The sequence below is a fragment of the Amnibacterium soli genome, from assembly GCF_039544415.1.
GTDB classification, from domain to species: Bacteria; Actinomycetota; Actinomycetes; order Actinomycetales; family Microbacteriaceae; genus Amnibacterium; species Amnibacterium soli.
In genome coordinates, this window is sequence record NZ_BAABLP010000003.1 from 102,126 (window position 1) to 122,808 (window position 20,683).

Consider the following 20,683-nt stretch of genomic DNA (forward strand, 5'->3'; position numbering starts at 1 on the left):
GTCGTCAGCTGACGAGCGCCGCGTCCAGCGTGACCTCGACGCCGGTGAGCGCCTTGCTGACGGGGCAGCCGGCCTTGGCGGCCTCGGCGGCGCGCTGGAAGCCCGCGGCGTCCAGGCCCTCGACCTCGCCGCGGACCGTGAGCACGATGCCGGTCAGCTTGAAGCCGCCGTCGGCCTTGTCCGGGCCGAGCGTCACGTCCGCCTTCACGTCGAGCGTGTGGGGCGTGCCGCCCTCCTCCGCGATGTTGGCGGACAGCTGCATCGCGTAGCAGGCGGAGTGCGCCGCGGCGATGAGCTCCTCGGGGCTCGTGGTGCCGCCGGCGTCGTCCGCGGCGCGCTTCGGGAAGGAGACGTCGTAGGTGCCGACCTTGGAGCTGCTGAGCTCGACCTGGCCGGAGCCGTCCTGGAGGCCGCCGTCCCAGGCGGTGCGTGCGGTGCGAGTGGGCATGAGGACCTTCTTCCGACGAGTGGAGAACGACCGTTCTCGTCGATCACCCTAGTCGAGAACGCGCGTTCTCGCCACGCGGGCGGCGCGCCCCGCAGGTTCTGCTCAGGCGGCGAGCGCCGCGAGCCGTCGCCGGGCCTGCTGCGGTGCGGCGGCCTCCCCCAGCAGGCGCCGAGTCGCCGCGAGCACCGCCTTCGTGCCCGCCTCCACGACCGGCGAGGGCGCGGGCAGGTCGAGCAGCGCGCGGGCCTGCGGCGGCAGCGTCGCGACCGCGCCGCCGAACAGCACCGGGTAGCTGGGCTTCAGCAGCGCGGGCAGCGGCGGCCGCCGGATGAAGCGCACGGCGTCGCGCACCCGCTCGTCCGCGCGGAGGATCCCGCTCGCCCAGATCGCGTCGAGCCGCGCCTCCAGCTCGGCCAGGCTGCGGGGCGGGTCGGGCACCCCCATCAGCTCCCCCGCGATCGCCCAGTCGCGCACGTAGGCGTCCGGACCGCCGGGGATCGGCCGGCCGGAGAAGCGCTGGAAGCTGCGGAGGAAGGAGTCGGCGAAGGCCAGGTGCACCCACGTCACCAGGTCGGCGTCCTGCGCCGAGTACGCGCGCGCCTCCCCGTCCGGCCCGGTGTAGGTGCCCTGCACCTTCTCGTGCAGGCGGTGCACCCAGCGGCTGGCGCCGATCGCCTGCTCGGTGCTGCCGTAGGTGACGGTCGTGATCCAGCGGATCGTGCCGTTGAGCCGGCCGAACGGGTCCTCGCGGTAGCGGGAGTGGTCGTGCACGCCCGCCATCGCCCCGGGGTGCAGCGCCTGTACGAGCAGCGCGCGCGGCCCGGCCACCAGGGTCGAGATGTCGCGGTGCACCTCCCAGACGGCGCTGCCCTCGGGGAAGAAGCCCGCGTCGTTCCCGCGCGACAGCTCGAGCACGTACTCGGGCACGCCGGTGGTCTGCCCCGAGAGGACCTCGAGCACCCGCTCGCGCACGCGGTCGGTCAGCATGTCCGCATCCTGCCGGGCGCCGGAGCGCGCTCCGCGCACGGTCGCCGGAACGCGGAGCGGATCCGCAGCCGGCACGAGCCCCCGGGGCAGGGGCGGCGACTAGAAGTCGCCGCCGCCGAAGTCCCCGAACCCGCCGCCGTCGCCGCCGCCGAAGTCGCCGAACCCGCCGCCCCCGAAGTCGTCGGCCCCGGAGGCGAAGTCGCCGCCGGCGTCCGCCAGGTCGGCGGCGCCGTCGCCGAAGTCGGAGGCGAAGTCGCCGATGCCGGGCAGCACCATGTCCGCGATCGCCGATCCGATCACGACGCCTGCGACGGTGCCGAGCAGCGAGCCGCCGATCATCGTGCCGAGCCCGGGCCCGCGCGACATGCCGCCGCCCGCGCCGCTGCCGAGCGTGCGCTCGAGGAAGCCGGGCTGCCGCAGCTCGGACCGGGTCGCGCTGCGCGCGAGCGTGCGGGGGTCGTCGGAGGCGGGCCGGTCCGCGGCCGCCGCGTTCTGCGACAGCTCCTCGAACACGAGGCGCCGCTGCTGGGGCGTCAGCTTCGCGAACGCCTCCGCGTGGACCTCCTCCACCGCGTCGGGCGGCGCGGTGCGCAGCAGGTAGCGGTAGCGGTCGACGGCGATCTCGTCCTCGGAGCGGGCGCCGCCCGCGGGTCGCCGGGTCGCTTGCGCGCGGTAGCCCGACCCGCCGCCGCGCGAGCCCGTCGCGTCGTCGTTCAGGTAGCTCCTCAGCCGGTCCAGCAGACCCATCGCGCCCTCCTCGGCCCTGTGACCACCGACGGTAGAGGGTCCTCCCCCGGAAGCCGGACCCAGCCGCCTCTGCATCGGCTATGACCCTGCCGGGAGCGGTTCAGGGAGCCGCAGCCACCGCTCGGCCGACGGTCACGCAGCCCTTCGTACGCTCCAGGTGACCATTCGAGGAGAGGACCACCGATGACGCGGTTCGGCTACACGCTCATGACCGAGCAGAGCGGCCCGAAGCAGATCGTGCAGTACGGCATCAAGGCGGAGGAGGTCGGGTTCGACTTCGCCGTCTCCAGCGACCACTACTCCCCCTGGCTCACCGAGCAGGGGCACGCGGGCTACGCGTGGACGATGCTCGGCGCGATCGCGCACGCCACCGAGCGCATGGAGCTCATGACGTACGTGACCTGCCCGACGATCCGGTACCACCCGGCGGTCGTCGCGCAGAAGGCGGCGACGCTGCAGATCCTCGCGGACGGGCGCTTCACCCTCGGGCTCGGCTCGGGCGAGAACCTCAACGAGCACATCACGGGCGACGGCTGGCCGCCGGTGGCGCAGCGCCAGGACATGCTCGAGGAGGCCGTGCACATCATCCGCGCGCTGCACACCGGCGAGCTCGTGACGTGGGAGGGCGACTGGTTCCGCGTCGACTCCGCGCGCATCTGGGACGTGCCGGAGGGCGGCGTGCCGATCGGGCTCGCCGTCGGCGGCGAGAAGGCGGTCGAGCGGTTCGCGCCGCTCGGCGACCACCTGATCGCCACGGACCCGCTGCCCGAGCTGCTGCAGGGCTGGGACGCCGCGAAGGGGAGCTCCTCCTCGCGCAAGATCGGGCAGATCCCGATCTGCTGGGCGCCGACGAAGGATCAAGCGATCGACCTGGCGCACGAGCAGTTCCGCTGGTTCGCCGGCGGCTGGGCCGTCAACGCCGACCTGCCGACCCCGCACGGCTTCCACGGCGCCAGCCAGTTCGTCCGCAAGGAGGACGTGGCCGACCAGATCGCGTGCGGCCCGGACCTCGACGAGCTGGTCGAGGGCGTCAAGCCGCTGTGGGAGGCCGGCTTCACCGACGTCGCGGTCGTGCAGGTCGGGGACGCGCTGCAGCAGCACTTCCTCGACGAGGTCGCCGAGCCGCTGCTCGAGAAGCTGCGCGCCGCCGCCCCGAAGGCCTGATCGGAGCGTTCATCGATACGGGGATCCGGCGAGCCGGATCCCCGTATCGATGAACACCGGGCCCGGGGTCAGGACTGGCCGCGGCCGGTCTCCTCCTGCAGGCGCTCGATGGTCTCGGACGCCTCCGCCTTCGTGATGTCCGCGGGGATCTCCTCCCCCGCCTGACGGGCGAGGGTGTCGATGTAGCTCTTCTGCGCGCCGGTCGCGGGCTCGCCGCCCGTCACCCAGTCGCTGGGGTCCTTCTCGGTGCTGCTGTTCTCGGTGCCGCCGAGCATCTCGGTCTTGTCGTCGCTCATGGCGCGACTGTAGAACGAATCTCCGAACGCACTCTGAGGATCCGCCCCGGGTCCGCCGCTCGGCGTCAGGCGGAGAAGATCGGGCTCTCGTCGAGCCGGCGCAGCACCTCGGCCACGTCGTCGTAGACCGCGACGGCCCCCGCGTCCCGCAGCTCGGAGGCGCCGTAGCCGCCCGACAGCACGCCGATGCACCGAACGCCCGCGCGCGCGCACGACTCCGCGTCCCAGGCCGCGTCGCCGACCATGACGGCCTCGTCCGCGGACACGCCCGCCTTCTTCAGCGCGACCTCGATGACGTCGGGCGCGGGCTTGGCGGCCTCCACGTCCTCCGCGGTCGTGACCTCCGACACCGAGTCGCCGGGGGCGAGGACCTCGATGACCATGTCGTACTCCTGCTGCGGCGCGGAGGTCGCGAGCACCACCTGCAGCCCGCGGTCGGCGAGCTCGCGGAGCAGCTCCTGCGACCCCGCGAACCGCCGCATGCGCTCGCGCTGGGCCGCGTAGTGCTCCGCGTGGCGCTCCTTGACGGCGTCGCCGAGGCGGTCCGCGTGCTCGTCGAGCAGCGTGCCGAGGAGCTTCGACGAGTCCATGCCGATCGCTCGGTGCACCCGCCACGCGTCGACGGGGTGCCCGACGTCCGCGCAGGCGCGCAGCCACGCGTCGACGTGCAGGAAGTTCGTGTCGACGAGCGTGCCGTCGATGTCGAAGAGGACGGCCTTGCAGGTGGCGGTGGGCATCCGCCGATCCCACCAGCCGAGGATGGGAGCGTGCCCACCAGGTTCCTCGTGCTCGCCGACACCCACCTGCCGAGACGCGCCAAGCGCCTGCCCGACGCGGTGCTCGCCGCGCTGCAGCAGGTCCACGGCGTCGTGCACGCGGGCGACTGGGTCGACGAGGCGACCCTCGACCTGCTGCTCGCGACGGGGCTGCCCGTGATCGGCGTGGCCGGCAACAACGACGGGCCCGCGCTGCACGCCCGGCTGCCGGAGGTCGCCCGCACCGTCGTCGAGGGCGTCCGGCTCGCCGTGGTGCACGAGACGGGCGCCTCGACCGGGCGCGAGCGCCGGATGGACGAGGCCTTCCCCGCCACCGACGTGCTCGTCTTCGGGCACAGCCACATCCCCTGGGACACGACCACGCCGAACGGCCTGCGCCTGCTGAACCCCGGCTCGCCGACGGACCGCCGACGGCAGCCGCGCTGCACCTACGCGCTGCTGGAGCTCGACGCCGGCGAGGTGTCCTGGGAGCTGCTCGGGGTCTGAGCGTCCCACCACCGCAGCACCCGCAGCGCGCGGAGCGTGATCCAGCGGCTCGGGAAGCCCTCCCCCTCCTCGTCGAACTCGAACAGCACCGGGCCCATGCGCGTCTGCTCGAGGTTCCACAGCCCGTTCGGCAGCCGCTTGCCGCGCAGCAGCTCGACCGCCTCCGCGCAGCGCTCGTCCCCCTCGGGCCGGGCGACCCGGAAGTGCTCGAGCGCGCGCAGCACGTCGTAGTACCAGCGCGTTGGGAAGGCGGGCATCGCGAACCGCGGATCGATCACCTCCCCCGTGCTGCGGCGGCGCAGCAGGCGGCGCTCGAGCAGGTACTCCTCCCCCGCGATGCGGGCCGCGCGCACCTCGCCGGACCGGCCGCCCGCCCGCTCCCAGGCGAGCAGCCCCTCGACGACGCAGATCGTGGAGTGGAAGGAGGAGGGGGTCTCGGAGCCCTGCGCCCAGCAGTTCCAGCCGCCGTCGGCCTGGCGGCTCGTCAGCAGGGTCTCGACGATCGCGTCGCCGCCGACGCCGAAGTACGCGGCGGAGGCGAGCGCGGTGCCGTTGACGCACGGCTCCGTCTCGCCGTCGAAGTAGGCGCGTCCGTCCCCCTTGTCCCACACCACCCGCTCGCGAACCAGGTCGATCGCGCGGCGCACAGCGGGCGCGGCGGGGTCCGCGCCCAGGTCCCGCAGGGTCTCCAGCGCGAAGTGCGTGGCGGTCCAGGCGTCGAAGAACGGGCGCGCCTCGTCGACCCAGCCCGGCCGGTAGACGCCGCCGTCCCAGCGGCCGTCCTCGCCCTGCTCGGCCAGCAGCCGGGCGCCCCAGCCCTCCGTCACGACCCTGGCGCGCTCCGCAGCGACCTCCTCCGCGGGCGCATCCGCCAGGTCGCGCAGCGCCTGCCAGCGCACCGAGGGGTCGCCGTCGAGCAGGTGGCCGGGAACGTCGTCCATCGCGCGACGGTAGCCCCGAGCACCGCGCCGCGGGAAGCGCCTGCTACGCCGTGACGAAGTCGATCAGCTGCTCGACCCGCCCGAGCAGCGCGGGCTCGAGGTGCTTGAAGTGGTCGACGCGGCCGAGGATGCGCTGCCAGGCGCGCGCGATGTCGGCCTGGTCCTCGTGCGGCCAGCCGAGCGCCTCGCAGATGCCGTGCTTCCACTCGGTGCCGCGCGGGATGACGGGCCAGGCCTTCAGGCCGAGGCGCTCGGGCTTCACCGCCTGCCAGATGTCGATGTAGGGGTGCCCCACCACGAGCACGTCGTCGCCCCAGGGCTTCACCGCCGCCTCGGTGAGCCGGGTCTCCTTGCTGCCGGCGACGAGGTGGTCGACGAGCACGCCGACCTTGCGGCTCGGGTCCGGCTTGAAGACGTGGAGCACCTCCTCGAGGTGGTCGACGCCCTGCAGGTACTCGACCGCGACGCCCTCGATGCGCAGGTCGTGGCCCCACACCTTCTCGATCAGGTCCGCGTCGTGGCGGCCCTCGACGAAGATGCGGCTGCCGCGCGCGACCCGCGCCTTGGCCCCCTCCACGGCGAAGGAGCCGGAGGCGGAGCGCAGCGGACCGGTCCGCTTCGGCTGCACCTTCGGCACCCGCAGCGCGACGGCCTGCCCGTCGATGTGGAAGCCCGGGCCGATCGGGAAGACGCGCACCTTCCCGCGGCGGTCCTCGAGCTTCACCATGCGGCCCTCGACCCCGACGACGGCGCCGACGAAGCCGCTCGCGACCTCCTCGACGACGACGCCCTTCAGCGCCTCCACCACCTTCGGCGGCGGCGGCTTGCGCTTCCAGTCGCCGTTGCTGAGGACGTCCGCGCCGTACCGGTCGAAGCTCATCGTCCGACGCTAGGCGGGCCCGCGCGGACGACCGGCGTTGCGGCTCGCGTGTCACGATCAGCGCGTCCAGCCGAGTGCCCGATGCCGGTCCTAGCGTCGAGGCGTGGCGAACATCCTGATCACCGGCGCGGCCGGGTCCATCGGCACGGCCGTCCTGCCCCTCCTGCGCGACGCCGGCCACCGGCTGCGGCTGCTCGACGTCGTGCAGCCGAGCGGAGCCGTCGAGGCGGACGACGTGCGCATCGCCTCCGCGACCGACCTGGCGGCGATGCGGGACGCGGCGACGGGGACGGACCTCGTCGTGCACCTGGCGAGCTTCGCCTCCGAGCGCGGCTGGCGCGACGTCGTCGACGTGAACGTCGAGTCCGCCCGCGTCGCCCTCGACGCCGCGCGCGACGCGGGCGCCGCGATCCTGCTCGCCAGCTCGGTGCACGCCGCGGGCTTCGTGCCCTCGGACGAGGCGGGCGAGGGCATGCCGCGAGCGCGGCCCGACACCTACTACGGCTTTTCGAAGGTCGTCGCGGAGGCGCTCGGCGACCTGTACGCGGACCGGTTCGGCATGCGGATCGTGTCGGCGCGGATCATGACCTTCGGCGCGACGCCGCCCACGGCCCGCGCCCGCTCCACCTGGCTCTCCCCCGGCGACTTCGCGCGGCTGATCGAGGCGTCCCTGTCGGCGCCGCCCGGCAACCACGTCGTGTGGGGCGTCTCCGCGAACGCGAGGCGGACGGTGTCGCTCGAGCCGGGGCGCGCCATCGGGTTCGAGCCGCAGGACGACGCGGAGGCGCACGTCGCCGAGCTCGCGGAGCGGCTCGGCCTCTCCTCCCCGGACGAGCTGCGCCCGGTCGGCTCCGACCCGCTCGGCGGCGTCTTCACGACCGCGCCCCTCGGCGAGCCGATGTAGTGCGGTCGGCGAAGAAGCCGGTCAGTCCTCGCCGATGTCCTCGTTCCAGAGGGCGGGGTGCTGGGCGATGAAGTCGCCCATCATCGCGATGAGGTCCGGGTCGTTCACCACGGTGACGTGGGCGCCGTGCTCGGCGACCCAGTCCTGACCGCCGAGGAAGTTGCGGTCCTCGCCGACGATCACGCGGCCGATGCCGAACTGGCGGACGAGGCCCGAGCAGTACCAGCACGGCGAGAGCGTCGTCGCCATCGTCGTGCGCCGGTAGGAGCGCTGCCGTCCGGCCGCCTGGAACGCGTCGGTCTCCCCGTGCACGGAGGCGTCGTCGTGCTGGACCCGCCGGTTGCGCCCCGCGCCGAGCAGTCGGTCGTCCTCGTCGAAGAGCGCCGCCCCGATCGGAATGCCGCCCTCCTCCAGGCCGATCCGCGCCTGCTCCGCGGCGACGGCGAGCTTGTCCGCGTCGGTCGGGTAGCGCCGCTCGTCGCTCACGCGCGGGCCGCCGCGTCCACGTGCTCGGGCTGCTCGTAGCCGTCGGCGGGCAGCGGCCCGCCGTGCTCCGGCGGCAGCACCCGGGCCAGCGCGACGTAGAGCACGGCGCCCAGCACGAAGCCGACGAACGGGGTGAGGTCGCCGACGGAGCCCGCGAGCGGCCCGACGTAGGCGGACTGGTTGCTGAACAGCACGACGGAGACCACGAGCGCCACGAGGAACGCGATCAGCCCGGCCCGGTTCACGTACCGGGCGTCGTCCGCGAGGAACGCGGCGATGCGGGTGCCGCGGCGCGACGCCCGGTCGGCGAGCAGCACGCCCAGCCACGGCGCGATCCAGTAGGCGATCACGAGCAGGAACGCCTCGTACGCCTCCCCCGCGTTCGGCAGCGCGGTCAGCGCGACGACGAACCCGATCGCCCCGAAGGCGACGGCGACGATCGCCCGCCGCAGCGCGAACGGGATCCGGACGCCGGCGGCGAGGAAGCTCATCGCACCGGAGTAGACGTTCAGCGCGTTCGCGGCGACCGCCCCGACCGCGATGGCGAGCAGCGTGAGCTTGCCGACCACCTCCGGCATCACCGAGGTGCTCGTGAAGGAGCCGGTCGGATCGCCGGCGTCGAAGCCCGCCACCGTCGCCGCGGCCGCGCCGGCCGCCATCAGCAGGCTGCAGGAGAGGAAGTTGCCGAACCCGGCGGCGAAGCCGAGCGTGCGGCGGGAGGTGCGCGGCGGCAGGTACCGCGTGTAGTCGGAGGCGTACGGGTTCCATCCGGCGGCGTAGCCGAAGGCGGCGGAGATCGCCAGCGTGATGCCGGCGAAGGGCGCGCCGCCGGCCTTGCCGCCCGCACCGCCCGTGAGGTGACCGCTGCCGAGGGCGAAGACCAGCGCGAGCAGGAAGACGATGCCGAGCGCGATGCTCGCGTACCGCTCGAACCGCTGCACGAGGTCGTGGCCGACGAACGCGACCGCGACCTCGAGCACGACGATCAGCAGCAGGGTCAGCCAGGCGGGCAGACCCGTGAGGGTGGCGAGCGCGAGCGCACCGCTGACGGAGTTGACCGCGAACCAGCCGATGCCGGCCATCACGGTGTTGATGGCGGCCGGCACGACGTTGCCGCGGCTGCCGAAGGCGACCCGCCCCAGCACCATCTGCGCGACCCCGTCGCGCGGTCCCCAGCTCGACAGGATCCCGTGCGTCAGGCCGCCGAGGGCGTTGCCGACGACCAGGGCGGCGATCGCGACCGGGAACGAGAGCCCGAAGAAGGCGACGGCGATGACGCCGACGAAGATCGTCGCGAACTCGAGGTTCGGGGCGGTCCACGTGGTCAGCAGCTGCCACGGCGAGCCGTGCCGGCGATCGACGGGGATCGCCTCGATCCCGCCCTGCTCCACGAACGACGGTCTGGGCTGCGCCTCGGCGGTGGTCACGACGGGCAGGGTACGGCCAGGGGCGGCCGGACCCCGCATCCGTCACGCGCCCGAAACAGATCGGGCGCGTCGCCCCGTGCCGGTCAGCCCTGCGCGCGCTCGGACAGGGGCTGCCACTGCTCCCAGGTCTCGATCCGCTTCGCGTAGTCGGCCTTCGCGATGCCGAGCGGGGACCTCCCGAAGAAGACGCGCAGCGGCGGCTCCTCCGCGTCGACGAGCTCGAGGATCGGCCCGCGGGTGGCCTCCGGATGCCCGGGCTCCGCGTTGCGGCTCGCCCGCTGCTCCAGCACAGCCTTGCGGTAGTCCGCGTAGGCGGGCAGCTCGGCGGAGCGCTTCGCGGACGGGCCGGCCCAGTCGGTGGAGAACCCGCCGGGCTCGATGAGCGTGACCTTGACGCCGAAGTCCGCGACCTCCTGCGCGAGCGACTGCGAGAGGCCCTCGAGGGCCCACTTCGACGCGTGGTAGGCGCCGACGAGCGGGAAGGCGCTGATGCCGCCGATGGAGGAGACCTGCAGGATGTGGCCGGAGCCCTGCTCCCGCATCGTCGGCAGCACCGCCTGCGTCACCCACACGGCACCGAAGAGGTTCGTCTCGAGCTGCGCCCGCAGCTCCTCCTCCGAGACCTCCTCGACGAAGCCGAAGTGGCCGTAGCCCGCGTTGTTGATCGCGACGTCGATGCGGCCGAACGTGTCGACGGTCCGCCGGACGGCGGCCTCGACGGCGGCCTTGTCGGTCACGTCGAGGGCGATCGGCAGGATCGCGTCGCCGTGCTGCTGCACGAGGTCGTCGAGCGAGTCGACGCTGCGGGCGGTCGCGGCGACCCGGTCGCCGCGCTCCAGCGCCGCGATCGTCCACTCCCGGCCGAAGCCGCGCGAGGTGCCCGTGATGAACCAGACCTTGGATGCCATGTCATCAACCCTGCGCGCGACCGCCTGGGTGCGGCCTCAGCGGAGGCGGGGCGGCGTGCGGATGCCGAACTCGTGGCGGAGCGCGGACCGCGCGGCGAGGTAGCCGCCCTGGCCGTGCAGGCCGGGACCGGGCGCCGCCGCCGCGGAGCAGAGGTAGACGCCGTTCGCGAGGTGCCACGGCTCGGGCGACGGCACGGGGCGGGCGAGCAGCTGCCGCAGGGACACCGCCCCGGCCGCGAGGTCGCCGCCGCCGAGGTTCGGGTTCCAGGCGCCGATGTCGGCCGCGCTCTGCGCGTTCGCGGCGAGCACGACGTCGCGGAAACCCGGCGCGACGCGCTCGATGGCCGACGTCACGAGCTCGGCGGGGTCGAGCGTCGAGCCGTTCGGCAGGTGCGTGTAGGCCCACAGCACGTGCTTGCCCGCGGGCGCGCGCGTCGGGTCGACCGTGCTCGGCTGGGCCACGAGCACGTAGGGGCGGTCGGGCACGCGCCCCGCGGCGACGTCCGCCTCCGCCGCCGCGATCTGCGCGCGCGTGCCGCCGACGTGCACCGTCACGGCTCGGCGCACGGTCGGATCCAGCCACGGCACCGGGGCGTCGAGCGCGTAGTCGACCTTGCCGATGCCCGCGCCGTGCCGGAACGTGCGCAGCCAGGCGCGCAGCGGCGCGGGCAGGCGCCGTCCGGCGACGTCGAGGAGCACGGGCACGCTCGTGTCGAACAGGAGCGCGCGGGCGGGCGGCAGCTCGGCGAGGTCGCGCACGGGACGGCCGGTCTCGATGCGGCCGCCGTGCGCGAGCAGGTCGGCCACGAGTGCGTCGGTCACGGCTCCCGTGCCGCCGACGGGCACCGGCCAACCGACGGCGTGGCCCTGCACGGCGAGCGCGAGCCCCGCCGCCGCGGAGGGGATGGACGGCATCGGCCGCACCGTGTGCGCCATGACGCCGGTCAGGAGCGCGGGCGCGTCCCGGCCGAGCCACCGTCGGTTCCAGCCCGGCGCGCCCTGATCGAGCACGGAGAGCCCGAACCGCGCGGCGACGACCGGGTGGGGCGGCACCCGCAGCACCGGGCCGAGCGTGAACCGGGCCACCTCCCGCGCGCGCCGCACGGACGGCCCCACGAGGCGCGAGTACGCGGGTCCGTCCGCGCCCAGGCCGGCCGCCGTGCGGTCGAGGTCCCGCCAGGCGTGCACGGCCGTGCCGTCCTCGAAGGGGTGCGACCAGGAGATCTCCGGCGTGATGAACGGCACCCGCTCCTCCAGGCCGAACCGGCGGAAGAACGGGGAGGCGAGCGCCATCGGCTGCACCGCGGCGCCGAGGTCGTGGCGGAACCCCGGCAGCGTCGTCTCCTCCGTGCGCGCGGCGCCGCCGGGCCGGTCGGCGCCCTCGAGCACCAGCACGTCGAGGCCGGCTCGGGCGGCGGTCACGGCGGCCGCGAGCCCGTTCGGCCCCGATCCGATGACGACGAGGTCGGGGGTGCTCATGCCCCGATCCTCCCCCTCCTCCCCAGGAGGACCCTCGGTTGCCGGGGTGACGGGGGCGGTGCAGGATGACCGCATGGCCGACATCGCGACGGAGCACGACACCGAGCACCACCGGTACGTCGCGGTGCTGGACGGGGAGCCGATCGGCGAGCTCGTCTACCGCGACACCGACGAGGGCCGGGTCTTCACCCACAGCGAGATCCTGCCCGAGCACGAGCACCACGGCTTCGGCACGCAGATGGTGCGCGCGGGCCTCGACGACACGCGGGCCGCGGGCATCAGGCCGATCGGGCAGTGCTCGCTCGTCCGCAACTTCCTCGCCGAGCACCCCGACTACACGCGGGTCCCCCAGCGCTGATCCCAGCGTGCTGCACGGCCGCGCCCCGCCTCGGGCGCTCAGGTTTACCCTGGACGGGATGCAGCCGCTCACCGAGGACCAGATCCGCGAATCCTTCGTCAACACGACGCGCGGAGAGGCCGAGCGGCTCCCGATGCCCGGGCTGCACGAGGTGCTCTGGGACGATCGCGAGTACCTCGGCTGGCACGACGCGAAGGCGCCCCAGCGCGCCTACCTGACCGTCTGGCAGGACGAGCGGCCCGTGTCGTTCGCGCTGCGCGCCTCCGAGAGCCGCATCCGCTCCGGCATCAGCGCGATGTGCTCGCTCTGCCACACCGCCCAGCCGGGCGCGCAGGTCACCCTGTTCGCGGCACCGCGCTCCGGCGACGCCGGCCGCAAGGGCGACACCGTCGGCACCTACATCTGCGCGGACCTCAACTGCTCCGCGATCATCCGCATCGCTCCCCCGGCGGCGCCGATGCAGCTGCCGCCCGAGGAGATCGTGCAGCGGCGGATCACCGGCCTGCAGGAGCGGCTCGGCTCGTTCGCCTCCACCGTCCTGGCCGGCTGACCCGCCGCCGGGCCACCGCTCAGGAGCGGCTGAGCTCCTCCGCCAGGGACGGCTTGGTCGGCGTCCACCCGCCGATGCCGCGCGCCTTCGCGCCGGTCGCCTGCTGGTCGAGCAGCAGCGCCTCCGCGAAGCCCGAGCCGAGTCGCGACTCCGTCGCCGACGGGTCCTCCGCCTCGACGCCCGCGTCGCCCGCGAGCACGGCGCTCAGCTCGGCGACGGTCGGGTTCGTGCCGCTGACGCCGAGCACGGCGCCCTGCCCGGTGCCGCTCGTCACGACGGCCGCGTAGAGCGCGGCGAGGTCGTCGACGTGGATCGTGGTCCAGTGCTGCACGCCGCTGCCGAGCGTCGTCAGCTTCCCGTCGCCCGTGCGGGGCTGGCCCGCGAGGATCTGCGGGATGCCCGCGCCGCCGTCGCCGTAGACGATGCCCGGGTGCAGGACCGTGAGCGCGAGGTCCTCCGCCTCCAGCGACTCGATGACGCCGAGCCGCCACGCGGTGATGGCCGGCGCGTCGTAGGGGGTCGCCTCGGTGAGGTCGTCCCCGGAGCCGTAGACCCAGACGCCGCCGGTGTGCACGTAGGGCTTGCCGGTGCCGCCGAGCGCGCCGACGGCGGCCTCCGCGACCCGCCGGTCGAACGCCTCCGCGTCGTCGCCGGCGGCCGCGAGGTGGATCACGGCGTCGCCCGGGCGGAAGGCCTCGGCGATGGCCGTCGCGCTGTCGAAGTCGATGACGGCGGGCGTCGCGCCGGAGGCCTGCGCCTTGGCGGCGGCCTCCTCGCTGCGGACGAGGGCGGTGACCCGGTGGCCCTGCTCGACGAGGTGCGGGACGACGGCGGATCCGATGAGACCGGTTGCTCCGGTGAGGACGACATGCATGCAGCAAGGCTCGCACCGGGCGGCTGAGCGCCGCGGTCAGCGGAGCGCCAGGAAGCCCTCGACGAGCAGCTCCCGGACGACGGGCAGCACGGCGGCCCGGGCGGCCTCCGCGTCCGCGTCCAGCAGCCGGGCGACCGCGTCGACGATCGCGCCGACCGGCAGGTCCCCGTCGCACGCGCCGACCACCGCGGCGGTCACGGTGTCCACGCGGCGCACGCGGGCGAACCCGGTGCCCTGCCGCAGCTCGATCACGGTCGGGTCCGCGTCGCCCGGCCAGTAGTGCCGGTGCTCGGTGACGTCCGGCGCGACCTCGAGCACGGTGTCCGCGAGCGCCTCGTCGGGCAGCACCCGCTGCAGGTCGTGGGCCGCGAGGCCCGCCTCGATCGCCCCGCCGATGTCGCTGCCGACCGCGCCGTCCAGGTGCTCGAACCGGCGCAGCGTCGGTGCGCCCCGCGGCCGGCGGAGGGTCACGTAGCCGGCGCCGATCGCGGTCACCCCGCGCGCGGCGAAGTCGTCGAGCCAGGCGCGCACGAGCGCCCGGTAGCGGGCGCTGCCGGGCTGCGCGCCGCCGTCCCGCACCCAGGTCTCCGCGTACTGCGCGGGATCGAGCAGGTCGCGCTGCACGATCCAGACGTCGAGGGGTCCGGCCCAGTCGAGCACCCGCTCGCGGGCCTCGACCTGGTCGCCGCCGCGCACCTCCCAGTTGCCGAGCAGCTGGGCGATGCCGCCCTCGGCGAGGTGGTCGGCGGCCCCGCGCACGACCGCCTCCACGAGTCCGTCNTCCGGCCCAGTCGAGCACCCGCTCGCGGGCCTCGACCTGGTCGCCGCCGCGCACCTCCCAGTTGCCGAGCAGCTGGGCGATGCCGCCCTCGGCGAGGTGGTCGGCGGCCCCGCGCACGACCGCCTCCACGGGTCCGTCGCCGCGGAAGCCGCCGTCGCGGTAGGTGTACTCGGGCACCTCGGCCGAGCCGCGCGGGGTGATCACGAAGGGCGGGTTGCTGACGATGCGGTCGAACCGCTCCCCCGCGACCGGCTCGTAGAGGGACCCCTCGCGCAGCTCGAGCGCCGTGCCGTTCAGGGCGGCGTTGAACCGCGCGAAGTCGAGCGCTCGCGCGGACACGTCGGTGGCGACGACGCGGGAGGCGGTGCGGGCGACGATCAGGCCCTGCACGCCGCTGCCGGTGCCGAGGTCGAGCACCGAGCCGGTGCCGGTGGGCACCAGGATCTGCGCGAGCGTCGTCGACGCCGAGCCCGCGCCGAGCACGTGCTCCGCCGGCAGCTCGCCGCCGAGCGCCATCTCGCCCGGGTCGGAGGCGATCCACCAGGAGGCCACGCCGGACTCGTCCGCGAGGGCGTACGGCCGCAGGTCGACCAGCACGGCCGCCGCGTCCTCGATGCGGACGAGACCGAGCCGCGCGGCGCCCGTGGCGCCCGTGCCGGGCAGGGCGCCGTCGAGCGCCGCGACCGGCTGCGGCGCGCCGAGCACGAAGAGCGCTCCGAGCAGGCCCGCCGCGGACGGGTCGCGGCGGTCCAGCTCGAGCAGCGCCGGCACCGGGTCGTCCCGCCCCAGCGCCTCGGCCGCGACCGGGCCCCACGCGGCCTCCAGCCCCTCGACCGTGAAGCGCGCGGCGTCGAGGTCGCGGCGGAGCGCGGAGACCAGCTCGGGATCGGGCGACGCCTGCATGCGGCCATCCTGCCCGAACGCCGTCGGCGATCCGCTGATCAGAAGGGTGTTCAGTGGGATGCGCGACACGACGCGACGGCGTGCGCGCCGCGCATCCCGCGACACGGCGGACGGGGACCGTCCGCACGAGGCCACCGCGCAGCACGTCGAGTGAAGAGAGAGGACGTGAGCCGCGGCGCCTGCGACGAGCGTACGCGGCGCCCGGATCGCACCCCGCCCGTGTCGTGCGCCCCGTTCCGGGGGGACTCGATCACGATTCGCTACCGACGGCCGACCTTTTCCGCAGTGGTCCGAGGAGACCTGCGAATCACCTCAGAATGTCGGTGTGCCCTTCCGTCCGCGCCGTGCTGCGATCGCGGCGCTCGCGGCACTGCTCGTGACGCTCGACCTCACCGGGTGCGCGTCCTCGTCGACGGTCCCGCCCGGCGCGACGCCGCGCCCCGTGGCCACCGCGGAGCCCGCCGCGCTGCGCGCCGCGGGTGCCCGGGTCGTCGACGACGAGGCGTCCGCCTCCCTGGTGCTCGTGCCGAAGCGGTCGAACGGCGGCCTCGTCGTGTTCCTGCACGGCTGGGGCCAGACGCGGTGGTCGCTGCTGAGCCGGCGCCAGGAGGCGTCGGTCGCGCACGCCGTCAGCGAGGCCGGGTTCACGATCCTGGCCGCCGACGCGGACGGCAAGGCCTGGGGCGACGCGCCGAGCGTCGCGGACTACCGGCGGCTCATCGAGCGGACGCAGCGCCGGTACCGGCTGCACGACGTGTTCCTGATGGGCGAGTCGATGGGCGGGCTGGCGACGATGCAGCTCGGCCGCGAGCTGCCCGCCGTCCGCGCCTCCACCGCCTGGTTCCCCGTCTGCGATCTGCGGACCATGCACGAGCCGCGCTTCCAGGCCACCATCCGCGGCTCGTGGCGCGGGGTCAGCCGGGCGCCCGTCTCCCCCGTGCGCGTCGGGCGCACGCCGATGCTGGTGTGGGCCTCACCGGCCGACACGATCGTGGACGCGGCGACGAACGCCGCCGTGTGCGTCGCGGAGGCGAAGGCCGCCGGCGCCGAGGTCACCTACTTCCACACCACCGGCGAGCACGGCGACCCGTCCAACTACCAGCCCGCGACCGTCGTCCAGTTCTTCGAGAAGTACCGCACCCCCGGCGCCTGACCCGCCCCTCCCGGCTCGCTCTTGCGCGCTCCAGTCGCAGTTGCGCGCGAGCGCTCGGCCGCAACTGGGACTGCGGCGCGCAGCTGCGCGCTCAGAGGCCGCATGCGACGCCCCGGCGGCAGGCTGACCGGATCGTCTCGGAGCAGGGGTACGGCGAGGACGCCGAGTCGGGCTGGTCCTACGGGCTGCACCACGTGCTCCTCGCGATCCCCGCGGGATCGGAGGACGAGCTGCGCGGGTTCTCCGTGGGCGTGCTGGGGATGAGCGAGGTCGCCGAGCCGCCGGCGCTCGCCGCCCGCGGCGGCCTCTGGGTCCGCGCCGACCGGCTCGAGTTGCACCTGGGCGTGGAGGCCGGGTTCCAACCGGCGCGGAAGGCGCACCCCGGCATCCGCGTGCGGGCGCTCGACGCCTTCGCTGCGCACCTCGCAGCGCACGGGGTCGCGGTCGAGTGGGACGAGTCGCTCTTCCCCGGCCACCGCCGCTGCTCCGCCTCGGACCCGGTCGGCAACCGCCTGGAGTTCATCGAACGCGACGCCGACGTCCCCACCTGGTGACTTCCGGTCGCCCGCGCGCACTTCCGGGCGCACCTCGCGGACCGGATCTGCACGCGACGGACCGGAAGCCGCGGAGGTGCTTGTTCACGGATACGGGGATCCGGCGCGCCGGATCCCCGTATCCGTGAAGAGGAGCAGGCGGGCGGATCAGGACCGGGCGCGCTCCAGCACGAGCTCGCGGACGCGGGCCGCGTCGGCCTGGCCGCGCATCGCCTTCATGACGGCGCCGATGACCGCGCCGGCGGCCTGCACCTTGCCGTCGCGGATCTTCTGCAGCACGTCGGGCTGCGAGGCGAGCGCCGTGTCGATGGCCGCGATGAGCGCGGAGTCGTCGGACACGACCTTCAGGCCGCGGGCCGCCACGACCTGCTCGGGGCTGCCCTCCCCCGCCACGACGCCCTCGAGCACCTGCCGAGCGAGGCGGTCGGTGAGGTCGCCGTTCTCGACCAGCGCGATCAGCTCGCTGACGTGCAGCGGCGAGACGAGGCTGCCGGCGTCGACGCCCCGCTGGTTCGCGATCCGGAGGATCTCGCCCAGCCACCACTTCCGGGCCTGGGCGGGCGCTGCGCCCTTCGACACGGTCTCCTCCAGCTCGGCGAGCACGCCGGCGTTGAGGATGTCGCGGAACTCTCCGTCAGTGAAGCCGTAGTCGGCCTGCAGGCGGCGGCGGAACGCTGCGGGCGACTCGGGCAGCGCGGCGCGCAGCTCCTCGATCAGCTCGAGCGACGGCTCGACGGGCAGCAGGTCCGGCTCCGGGAAGTAGCGGTAGTCGTCTGCGTCCGACTTCGGGCGGCCGGCGCTGGTCGTGCCGGTGTCCTCGTGCCAGTGCCGGGTCTCCTGGATGATCGTGCCGCCCGCCTTCAGGATCGCGGCCTGCCGCTGGATCTCGTAGCGGACCGCGCGCTCGACGGACCGGAGGCTGTTCACGTTCTTCGTCTCGGTGCGGGTGCCGAGCTTCTCCTGGCCTCGCGGGCGGAGGGAGACGTTCGCGTCGCAGCGCAGGTTGCCGCGCTCCATCCGCGCCTCGGAGATGCCGAGCGACTTCACGATGTCGCGGATCGTGGCGACGTACGCCTTCGCGATCTCGGGCGCGCGGTGCTCGGCGCCGAAGATCGGCTTCGTGACGATCTCGACGAGCGGCACGCCGGCCCGGTTGTAGTCCACGAGCGAGTGGTCCGCGCCCTGGATGCGACCGGTGGCGCCGCCGACGTGCGTGAGCTTGCCGGCGTCCTCCTCCATGTGGGCGCGCTCGATCGGCACGGTCCACAGGGTGCCGTCCTCGAGCTCCACCTCGACGGTGCCCTCGAACGCGATCGGCTCGTCGAACTGGCTGATCTGGTAGTTCTTCCCGAGGTCCGGGTAGAAGTAGTTCTTCCGCGCGAAGCGGCTCGACGGCGCGATGGAGCAGCCGAGCGCGAGCCCCAGCGAGATCGAGTACCGGATCGCCTGCGCGTTCACCGTCGGCAGCGCGCCCGGCAGGCCCATGTCGACGGGCGCGACGAGCGTGTTCGGCACGGAGGCGTCGGCGCCCGGCGCTGCGGGGTTCGGCGCGGGCGAGAACATCTTCGTCGCGGTGGAGAGCTCCACGTGGACCTCGAAGCCGAGGACCGGCTCGAAGCGCTCGAGCGCCTCGTCGAAGTCGAGGAGCAGGTCGGTGCCGCCAGCAGCCATCAGAGGGTGCCTCCGTCCGGTTCGGTGCCGAAGCCCGGTGCGGGCACGGGTCTGCCGAGCTTCGGCGCGCGCGACAGCAGCGGCGCGCCCCACTCCGCCTCGAGCAGCGCCTCGACGGTCGCGCCCACCCGGTACAGGCGGGCGTCCTCGCGTGCGGGCGCCATGAGCTGCAGGCCGACGGGCAGGCCGTCCTCGGGCGCGAGCCCGATGGGGAGGCTCATGCCCGGCACGCCCGCGAGGTTCGCGGGGATGGTGGTCACGTCGTTCAGGTACATCGCCAGCGGGTCGTCCACCTTCTCGCCGAGCGGGAACGCGGTCGTGGGCGCGGACGGCGAGACCAGCACGTCGGCCTGCTCGAACGCGGCGGTGAAGTCGCGCTGCACGAGCGTGCGGACCTGCTGCGCGCTGCCGTAGTAGGCGTCGTAGTAGCCGGCGGAGAGGGCGTACGTGCCGAGGATGACGCGGCGCTTCACCTCCGGCCCGAAGCCCTGCTCGCGGCTGAGCGCCATGACCTGCTCGGTGGTCGAGCGGCCCGGGTCGACGCGCAGGCCGAAGCGGATCGCGTCGTACTTCGCGAGGTTGCTCGACGCCTCCGCGGGCAGGATCAGGTAGTAGGCGCTGATCGCGTACTCGAAGTGCGGGGCCGCGACCTCGACGATCTCGGCGCCGGCCTCGGCCATGCGCTGCAGCGCCTCGCCGAAGCGCTGGCGGACGCCGGCCTGGAAGCCGGAGCCGTTCAGCTCGTGCACCACGCCGACGCGGATGCCGGCGAGGGAGCCCTCGGTCCGTCCGCGGCGCGCGGCCTCCGCCATCGACGGCCAGGTGTCCGTGAGGCTCGTGGCGTCGTGCGGGTCGTGCCCGCCGATGACGTCGTGGATCAGGGCGGCGTCGAGCACCGTGCGGCTGACCGGGCCGACCTGGTCGAGGCTGGAGGCGAGCGCGATCGAGCCGTACCGGCTCACGCCGCCGTAGGTGGGCTTGACGCCGACCGTGCCGGTGACGGCCGCGGGCTGGCGGATCGAGCCGCCGGTGTCCGAGCCGAGCGCGACCGGGGACTCGTAGGCCGCGACCGCCGCGGCGGATCCGCCGCCGGAGCCGCCCGGGATGCGCGTGAGGTCCCACGGGTTGTGCGTCGCGCCGTACGCGGAGTACTCCGTCGACGAGCCCATCGCGAACTCGTCCATGTTCGTCTTGCCGAGCGGCACGAGGCCCGCGGCGCGGAGGCGGGCGACCGGCGTCGCGTCGTACGGCGGCACCCAGCCCTCGAGGATCCGCGAGCCCGCGGTCGACGGCATGTCGCTCGTGCAGAGCACGTCCTTGATCGCGACCGGCACGCCGGCGAGCGGGCTGGGCGCCTCGCCCGCCGCGCGCAGCCGATCGAGCTCGGCGGCCCGGCGCAGCGCGGCCTCGCCGGAGACGTGGAGGAAGGCGTGGACGTCGGGCTCGACCTCCGCGATGCGGTCGAGGTGCGCGCGGGTGGCCTCGACGCTCGAGACGTCGCCCGCGGCGAGGTGCTCGGCGAGCTCCGCCGCGGTGAAGCGGGTCAGGTCGCTCATCACTGCTCCTCGCCGAGGATGGCCGGCACGCGGAAGCGGCCGTCGAAGGCGTCGGGCGCCCCGGAGAGCACCTGCTCCTGCGTGAGCACCTCGCCGACGACGTCGGGGCGCAGCACGTTGACGAGCGGGATCGGGTGGCTGGTCGCGGGGACGTCGGGCGTGGCGACCTCCTGCACCTTCTTGACCGAGTCCACGATCACATTCAGCTCACCGGCGAGATGCTCGATCTCGGCCGGCTCGAGTGCGATGCGGGCGAGGCCTGCGAGGTGCTGGACGTCGGCGACCGTGATCACCGGGGACGCGTCGGGCATGGATTCGATCTTATCGAGGCCCGCCGCGCGTCCCCCTCGCCGG

The 20,683-nt window shown here is 74.4% G+C and carries 23 protein-coding genes and 1 pseudogene; 7 read left to right on the forward strand and 17 right to left on the reverse strand.

The features are described from left to right. Window positions 1-4 precede the first annotated feature (4 nt). From ABEA53_RS08690 to ABEA53_RS08700, 3 genes are all read right to left on the reverse strand, one after another. The gene (locus ABEA53_RS08690; protein ID WP_345480709.1) at window positions 5-448 is read right to left on the reverse strand and encodes an OsmC family protein; all 444 of its coding nucleotides are present in this window, start codon (window positions 446-448) and stop codon (window positions 5-7) included. 102 nt (window positions 449-550) lie between these two features. Beyond that, window positions 551-1,435 carry an oxygenase MpaB family protein gene (locus ABEA53_RS08695; protein WP_345480710.1) on the reverse strand — a complete coding sequence of 295 codons (885 nt, stop codon included), beginning with the start codon at window positions 1,433-1,435 and terminating at the stop codon, window positions 551-553. Between the two features lie 99 nt (window positions 1,436-1,534). Then, on the reverse strand, window positions 1,535-2,182 hold the full coding sequence (locus tag ABEA53_RS08700; RefSeq protein ID WP_345480711.1) for a hypothetical protein: 648 nt from the start codon (window positions 2,180-2,182) through the stop codon (window positions 1,535-1,537). A 183-nt stretch (window positions 2,183-2,365) separates the two neighbouring features. On the opposite strand from ABEA53_RS08700, the gene ABEA53_RS08705 reads away from it, so the two are divergent. Beyond that, window positions 2,366-3,346, forward strand: a complete 981-nt coding sequence (locus ABEA53_RS08705; RefSeq protein ID WP_345480712.1) for a TIGR03557 family F420-dependent LLM class oxidoreductase — start codon at window positions 2,366-2,368, stop codon at window positions 3,344-3,346. Window positions 3,347-3,414: 68 nt separating this feature from the next. Here ABEA53_RS08705 and ABEA53_RS08710 read toward each other — a convergent pair whose 3' ends face one another. Both ABEA53_RS08710 and ABEA53_RS08715 read right to left on the reverse strand, forming a co-directional pair. After that, window positions 3,415-3,642: a DUF3072 domain-containing protein gene (locus tag ABEA53_RS08710; RefSeq protein WP_345480714.1), complete on the reverse strand. Its 228-nt coding sequence runs from the start codon at window positions 3,640-3,642 to the stop codon at window positions 3,415-3,417. 65 nt (window positions 3,643-3,707) lie between these two features. Further along, complete coding sequence (locus ABEA53_RS08715) at window positions 3,708-4,379, reverse strand: HAD family hydrolase (protein WP_345480715.1); 672 nt, start codon at window positions 4,377-4,379, stop codon at window positions 3,708-3,710. 30 nt (window positions 4,380-4,409) lie between these two features. Between ABEA53_RS08715 and ABEA53_RS08720 the strand changes: the two genes are divergently transcribed. Further along, window positions 4,410-4,904, forward strand: coding sequence for a metallophosphoesterase family protein (locus ABEA53_RS08720; protein WP_345480716.1), 495 nt, complete (start codon window positions 4,410-4,412; stop codon window positions 4,902-4,904). On the opposite strand, the gene ABEA53_RS08725 is transcribed toward ABEA53_RS08720, so the two are convergent. Further along, complete coding sequence (locus ABEA53_RS08725; protein WP_345480717.1) at window positions 4,847-5,845, reverse strand: prenyltransferase/squalene oxidase repeat-containing protein; 999 nt, start codon at window positions 5,843-5,845, stop codon at window positions 4,847-4,849. The two genes, ABEA53_RS08720 and ABEA53_RS08725, sit on opposite strands and share 58 nt — an antisense overlap. A 43-nt stretch (window positions 5,846-5,888) precedes the next feature. Continuing rightward, window positions 5,889-6,725: a DUF3097 domain-containing protein gene (locus tag ABEA53_RS08730; protein WP_345480718.1), complete on the reverse strand. Its 837-nt coding sequence runs from the start codon at window positions 6,723-6,725 to the stop codon at window positions 5,889-5,891. A 103-nt stretch (window positions 6,726-6,828) separates the two neighbouring features. On the opposite strand from ABEA53_RS08730, the gene ABEA53_RS08735 reads away from it, so the two are divergent. Next, the gene (locus ABEA53_RS08735) at window positions 6,829-7,629 is read left to right on the forward strand and encodes an NAD-dependent epimerase/dehydratase family protein (RefSeq protein WP_345480719.1); all 801 of its coding nucleotides are present in this window, start codon (window positions 6,829-6,831) and stop codon (window positions 7,627-7,629) included. Between the two features lie 21 nt (window positions 7,630-7,650). Here ABEA53_RS08735 and ABEA53_RS08740 read toward each other — a convergent pair whose 3' ends face one another. The 4 genes from ABEA53_RS08740 to ABEA53_RS08755 form a co-directional block, all read right to left on the reverse strand. Further along, window positions 7,651-8,115: a nucleoside deaminase gene (locus ABEA53_RS08740; RefSeq protein ID WP_345480720.1), complete on the reverse strand. Its 465-nt coding sequence runs from the start codon at window positions 8,113-8,115 to the stop codon at window positions 7,651-7,653. Further along, window positions 8,112-9,542 carry a purine-cytosine permease family protein gene (locus ABEA53_RS08745; protein WP_345480722.1) on the reverse strand — a complete coding sequence of 477 codons (1,431 nt, stop codon included), beginning with the start codon at window positions 9,540-9,542 and terminating at the stop codon, window positions 8,112-8,114. Before ABEA53_RS08745 ends, ABEA53_RS08740 begins: the two co-directional genes overlap by 4 nt. Before the next feature lie 83 nt (window positions 9,543-9,625). Next, window positions 9,626-10,450: an SDR family oxidoreductase gene (locus ABEA53_RS08750; RefSeq protein ID WP_345480723.1), complete on the reverse strand. Its 825-nt coding sequence runs from the start codon at window positions 10,448-10,450 to the stop codon at window positions 9,626-9,628. Between the two features lie 36 nt (window positions 10,451-10,486). After that, window positions 10,487-11,929 (reverse strand): phytoene desaturase family protein, encoded by a 1,443-nt coding sequence (locus ABEA53_RS08755; protein WP_345480724.1) that lies wholly within the window; start codon window positions 11,927-11,929, stop codon window positions 10,487-10,489. Window positions 11,930-12,002: 73 nt separating this feature from the next. On the opposite strand from ABEA53_RS08755, the gene ABEA53_RS08760 reads away from it, so the two are divergent. After that, window positions 12,003-12,287 (forward strand): GNAT family N-acetyltransferase, encoded by a 285-nt coding sequence (locus ABEA53_RS08760; RefSeq protein ID WP_345480726.1) that lies wholly within the window; start codon window positions 12,003-12,005, stop codon window positions 12,285-12,287. A 58-nt stretch (window positions 12,288-12,345) separates the two neighbouring features. Next, on the forward strand, window positions 12,346-12,837 hold the full coding sequence (locus tag ABEA53_RS08765; protein ID WP_345480727.1) for an FBP domain-containing protein: 492 nt from the start codon (window positions 12,346-12,348) through the stop codon (window positions 12,835-12,837). A gap of 19 nt (window positions 12,838-12,856) precedes the next feature. On the opposite strand, the gene ABEA53_RS08770 is transcribed toward ABEA53_RS08765, so the two are convergent. From ABEA53_RS08770 to ABEA53_RS08780, 3 genes and pseudogenes are all read right to left on the reverse strand, one after another. Further along, window positions 12,857-13,711, reverse strand: coding sequence for an NAD-dependent epimerase/dehydratase family protein (locus tag ABEA53_RS08770; protein WP_345480728.1), 855 nt, complete (start codon window positions 13,709-13,711; stop codon window positions 12,857-12,859). 36 nt (window positions 13,712-13,747) lie between these two features. Next, complete coding sequence (locus ABEA53_RS08775) at window positions 13,748-14,482, reverse strand: DUF7782 domain-containing protein (protein WP_345480730.1); 735 nt, start codon at window positions 14,480-14,482, stop codon at window positions 13,748-13,750. A 271-nt stretch (window positions 14,483-14,753) separates the two neighbouring features. Next, window positions 14,754-15,395 (reverse strand): annotated as a pseudogene (locus tag ABEA53_RS08780) (DUF7059 domain-containing protein); the annotation flags it as partial. 325 nt (window positions 15,396-15,720) lie between these two features. Between ABEA53_RS08780 and ABEA53_RS08785 the strand changes: the two are divergent. Together ABEA53_RS08785 and ABEA53_RS08790 are read left to right on the forward strand one after the other, a co-directional pair. Then, complete coding sequence (locus ABEA53_RS08785) at window positions 15,721-16,548, forward strand: alpha/beta hydrolase family protein (RefSeq protein ID WP_345480731.1); 828 nt, start codon at window positions 15,721-15,723, stop codon at window positions 16,546-16,548. Window positions 16,549-16,742: 194 nt separating this feature from the next. Next, the gene (locus tag ABEA53_RS08790) at window positions 16,743-17,102 is read left to right on the forward strand and encodes a VOC family protein (RefSeq protein WP_345480732.1); all 360 of its coding nucleotides are present in this window, start codon (window positions 16,743-16,745) and stop codon (window positions 17,100-17,102) included. Between the two features lie 147 nt (window positions 17,103-17,249). Here ABEA53_RS08790 and gatB read toward each other — a convergent pair whose 3' ends face one another. The 3 genes from gatB to gatC are packed head-to-tail and all read right to left on the reverse strand — an operon-like array spanning window position 17,250 to window position 20,640. After that, window positions 17,250-18,773, reverse strand: coding sequence for an Asp-tRNA(Asn)/Glu-tRNA(Gln) amidotransferase subunit GatB (gatB, locus tag ABEA53_RS08795; protein ID WP_345480733.1), 1,524 nt, complete (start codon window positions 18,771-18,773; stop codon window positions 17,250-17,252). Then, the gene (gatA, locus tag ABEA53_RS08800) at window positions 18,773-20,329 is read right to left on the reverse strand and encodes an Asp-tRNA(Asn)/Glu-tRNA(Gln) amidotransferase subunit GatA (RefSeq protein ID WP_345480734.1); all 1,557 of its coding nucleotides are present in this window, start codon (window positions 20,327-20,329) and stop codon (window positions 18,773-18,775) included. The genes gatB and gatA overlap by 1 nt, the downstream gene beginning before the upstream one ends. Further along, complete coding sequence (gene gatC / locus ABEA53_RS08805) at window positions 20,329-20,640, reverse strand: Asp-tRNA(Asn)/Glu-tRNA(Gln) amidotransferase subunit GatC (protein WP_345480735.1); 312 nt, start codon at window positions 20,638-20,640, stop codon at window positions 20,329-20,331. The genes gatA and gatC overlap by 1 nt, the downstream gene beginning before the upstream one ends. Between the last annotated feature and the right edge of the window lie 43 nt (window positions 20,641-20,683).

Bases quoted from the DNA above. Each gene is read 5' to 3' on its own strand.
- ABEA53_RS08690 (WP_345480709.1), bottom strand. From the start codon at position 448: ATGCCCACTCGCACCGCACGCACCGCCTGGGACGGCGGCCTCCAGGAC.
- ABEA53_RS08695 (WP_345480710.1), bottom strand. From the start codon at position 1,435: ATGCTGACCGACCGCGTGCGCGAGCGGGTGCTCGAGGTCCTCTCGGGG.
- ABEA53_RS08700 (WP_345480711.1), bottom strand. From the start codon at position 2,182: ATGGGTCTGCTGGACCGGCTGAGGAGCTACCTGAACGACGACGCGACG.
- ABEA53_RS08705 (WP_345480712.1), top strand. From the start codon at position 2,366: ATGACGCGGTTCGGCTACACGCTCATGACCGAGCAGAGCGGCCCGAAG.
- ABEA53_RS08710 (WP_345480714.1), bottom strand. From the start codon at position 3,642: ATGAGCGACGACAAGACCGAGATGCTCGGCGGCACCGAGAACAGCAGC.
- ABEA53_RS08715 (WP_345480715.1), bottom strand. From the start codon at position 4,379: ATGCCCACCGCCACCTGCAAGGCCGTCCTCTTCGACATCGACGGCACG.
- ABEA53_RS08725 (WP_345480717.1), bottom strand. From the start codon at position 5,845: ATGGACGACGTTCCCGGCCACCTGCTCGACGGCGACCCCTCGGTGCGC.
- ABEA53_RS08730 (WP_345480718.1), bottom strand. From the start codon at position 6,725: ATGAGCTTCGACCGGTACGGCGCGGACGTCCTCAGCAACGGCGACTGG.
- ABEA53_RS08750 (WP_345480723.1), bottom strand. From the start codon at position 10,450: ATGGCATCCAAGGTCTGGTTCATCACGGGCACCTCGCGCGGCTTCGGC.
- ABEA53_RS08755 (WP_345480724.1), bottom strand. From the start codon at position 11,929: ATGAGCACCCCCGACCTCGTCGTCATCGGATCGGGGCCGAACGGGCTC.
- ABEA53_RS08760 (WP_345480726.1), top strand. From the start codon at position 12,003: ATGGCCGACATCGCGACGGAGCACGACACCGAGCACCACCGGTACGTC.
- ABEA53_RS08765 (WP_345480727.1), top strand. From the start codon at position 12,346: ATGCAGCCGCTCACCGAGGACCAGATCCGCGAATCCTTCGTCAACACG.
- ABEA53_RS08770 (WP_345480728.1), bottom strand. From the start codon at position 13,711: ATGCATGTCGTCCTCACCGGAGCAACCGGTCTCATCGGATCCGCCGTC.
- gatB (WP_345480733.1), bottom strand. From the start codon at position 18,773: ATGGCTGCTGGCGGCACCGACCTGCTCCTCGACTTCGACGAGGCGCTC.
- gatA (WP_345480734.1), bottom strand. From the start codon at position 20,329: ATGAGCGACCTGACCCGCTTCACCGCGGCGGAGCTCGCCGAGCACCTC.
- gatC (WP_345480735.1), bottom strand. From the start codon at position 20,640: ATGCCCGACGCGTCCCCGGTGATCACGGTCGCCGACGTCCAGCACCTC.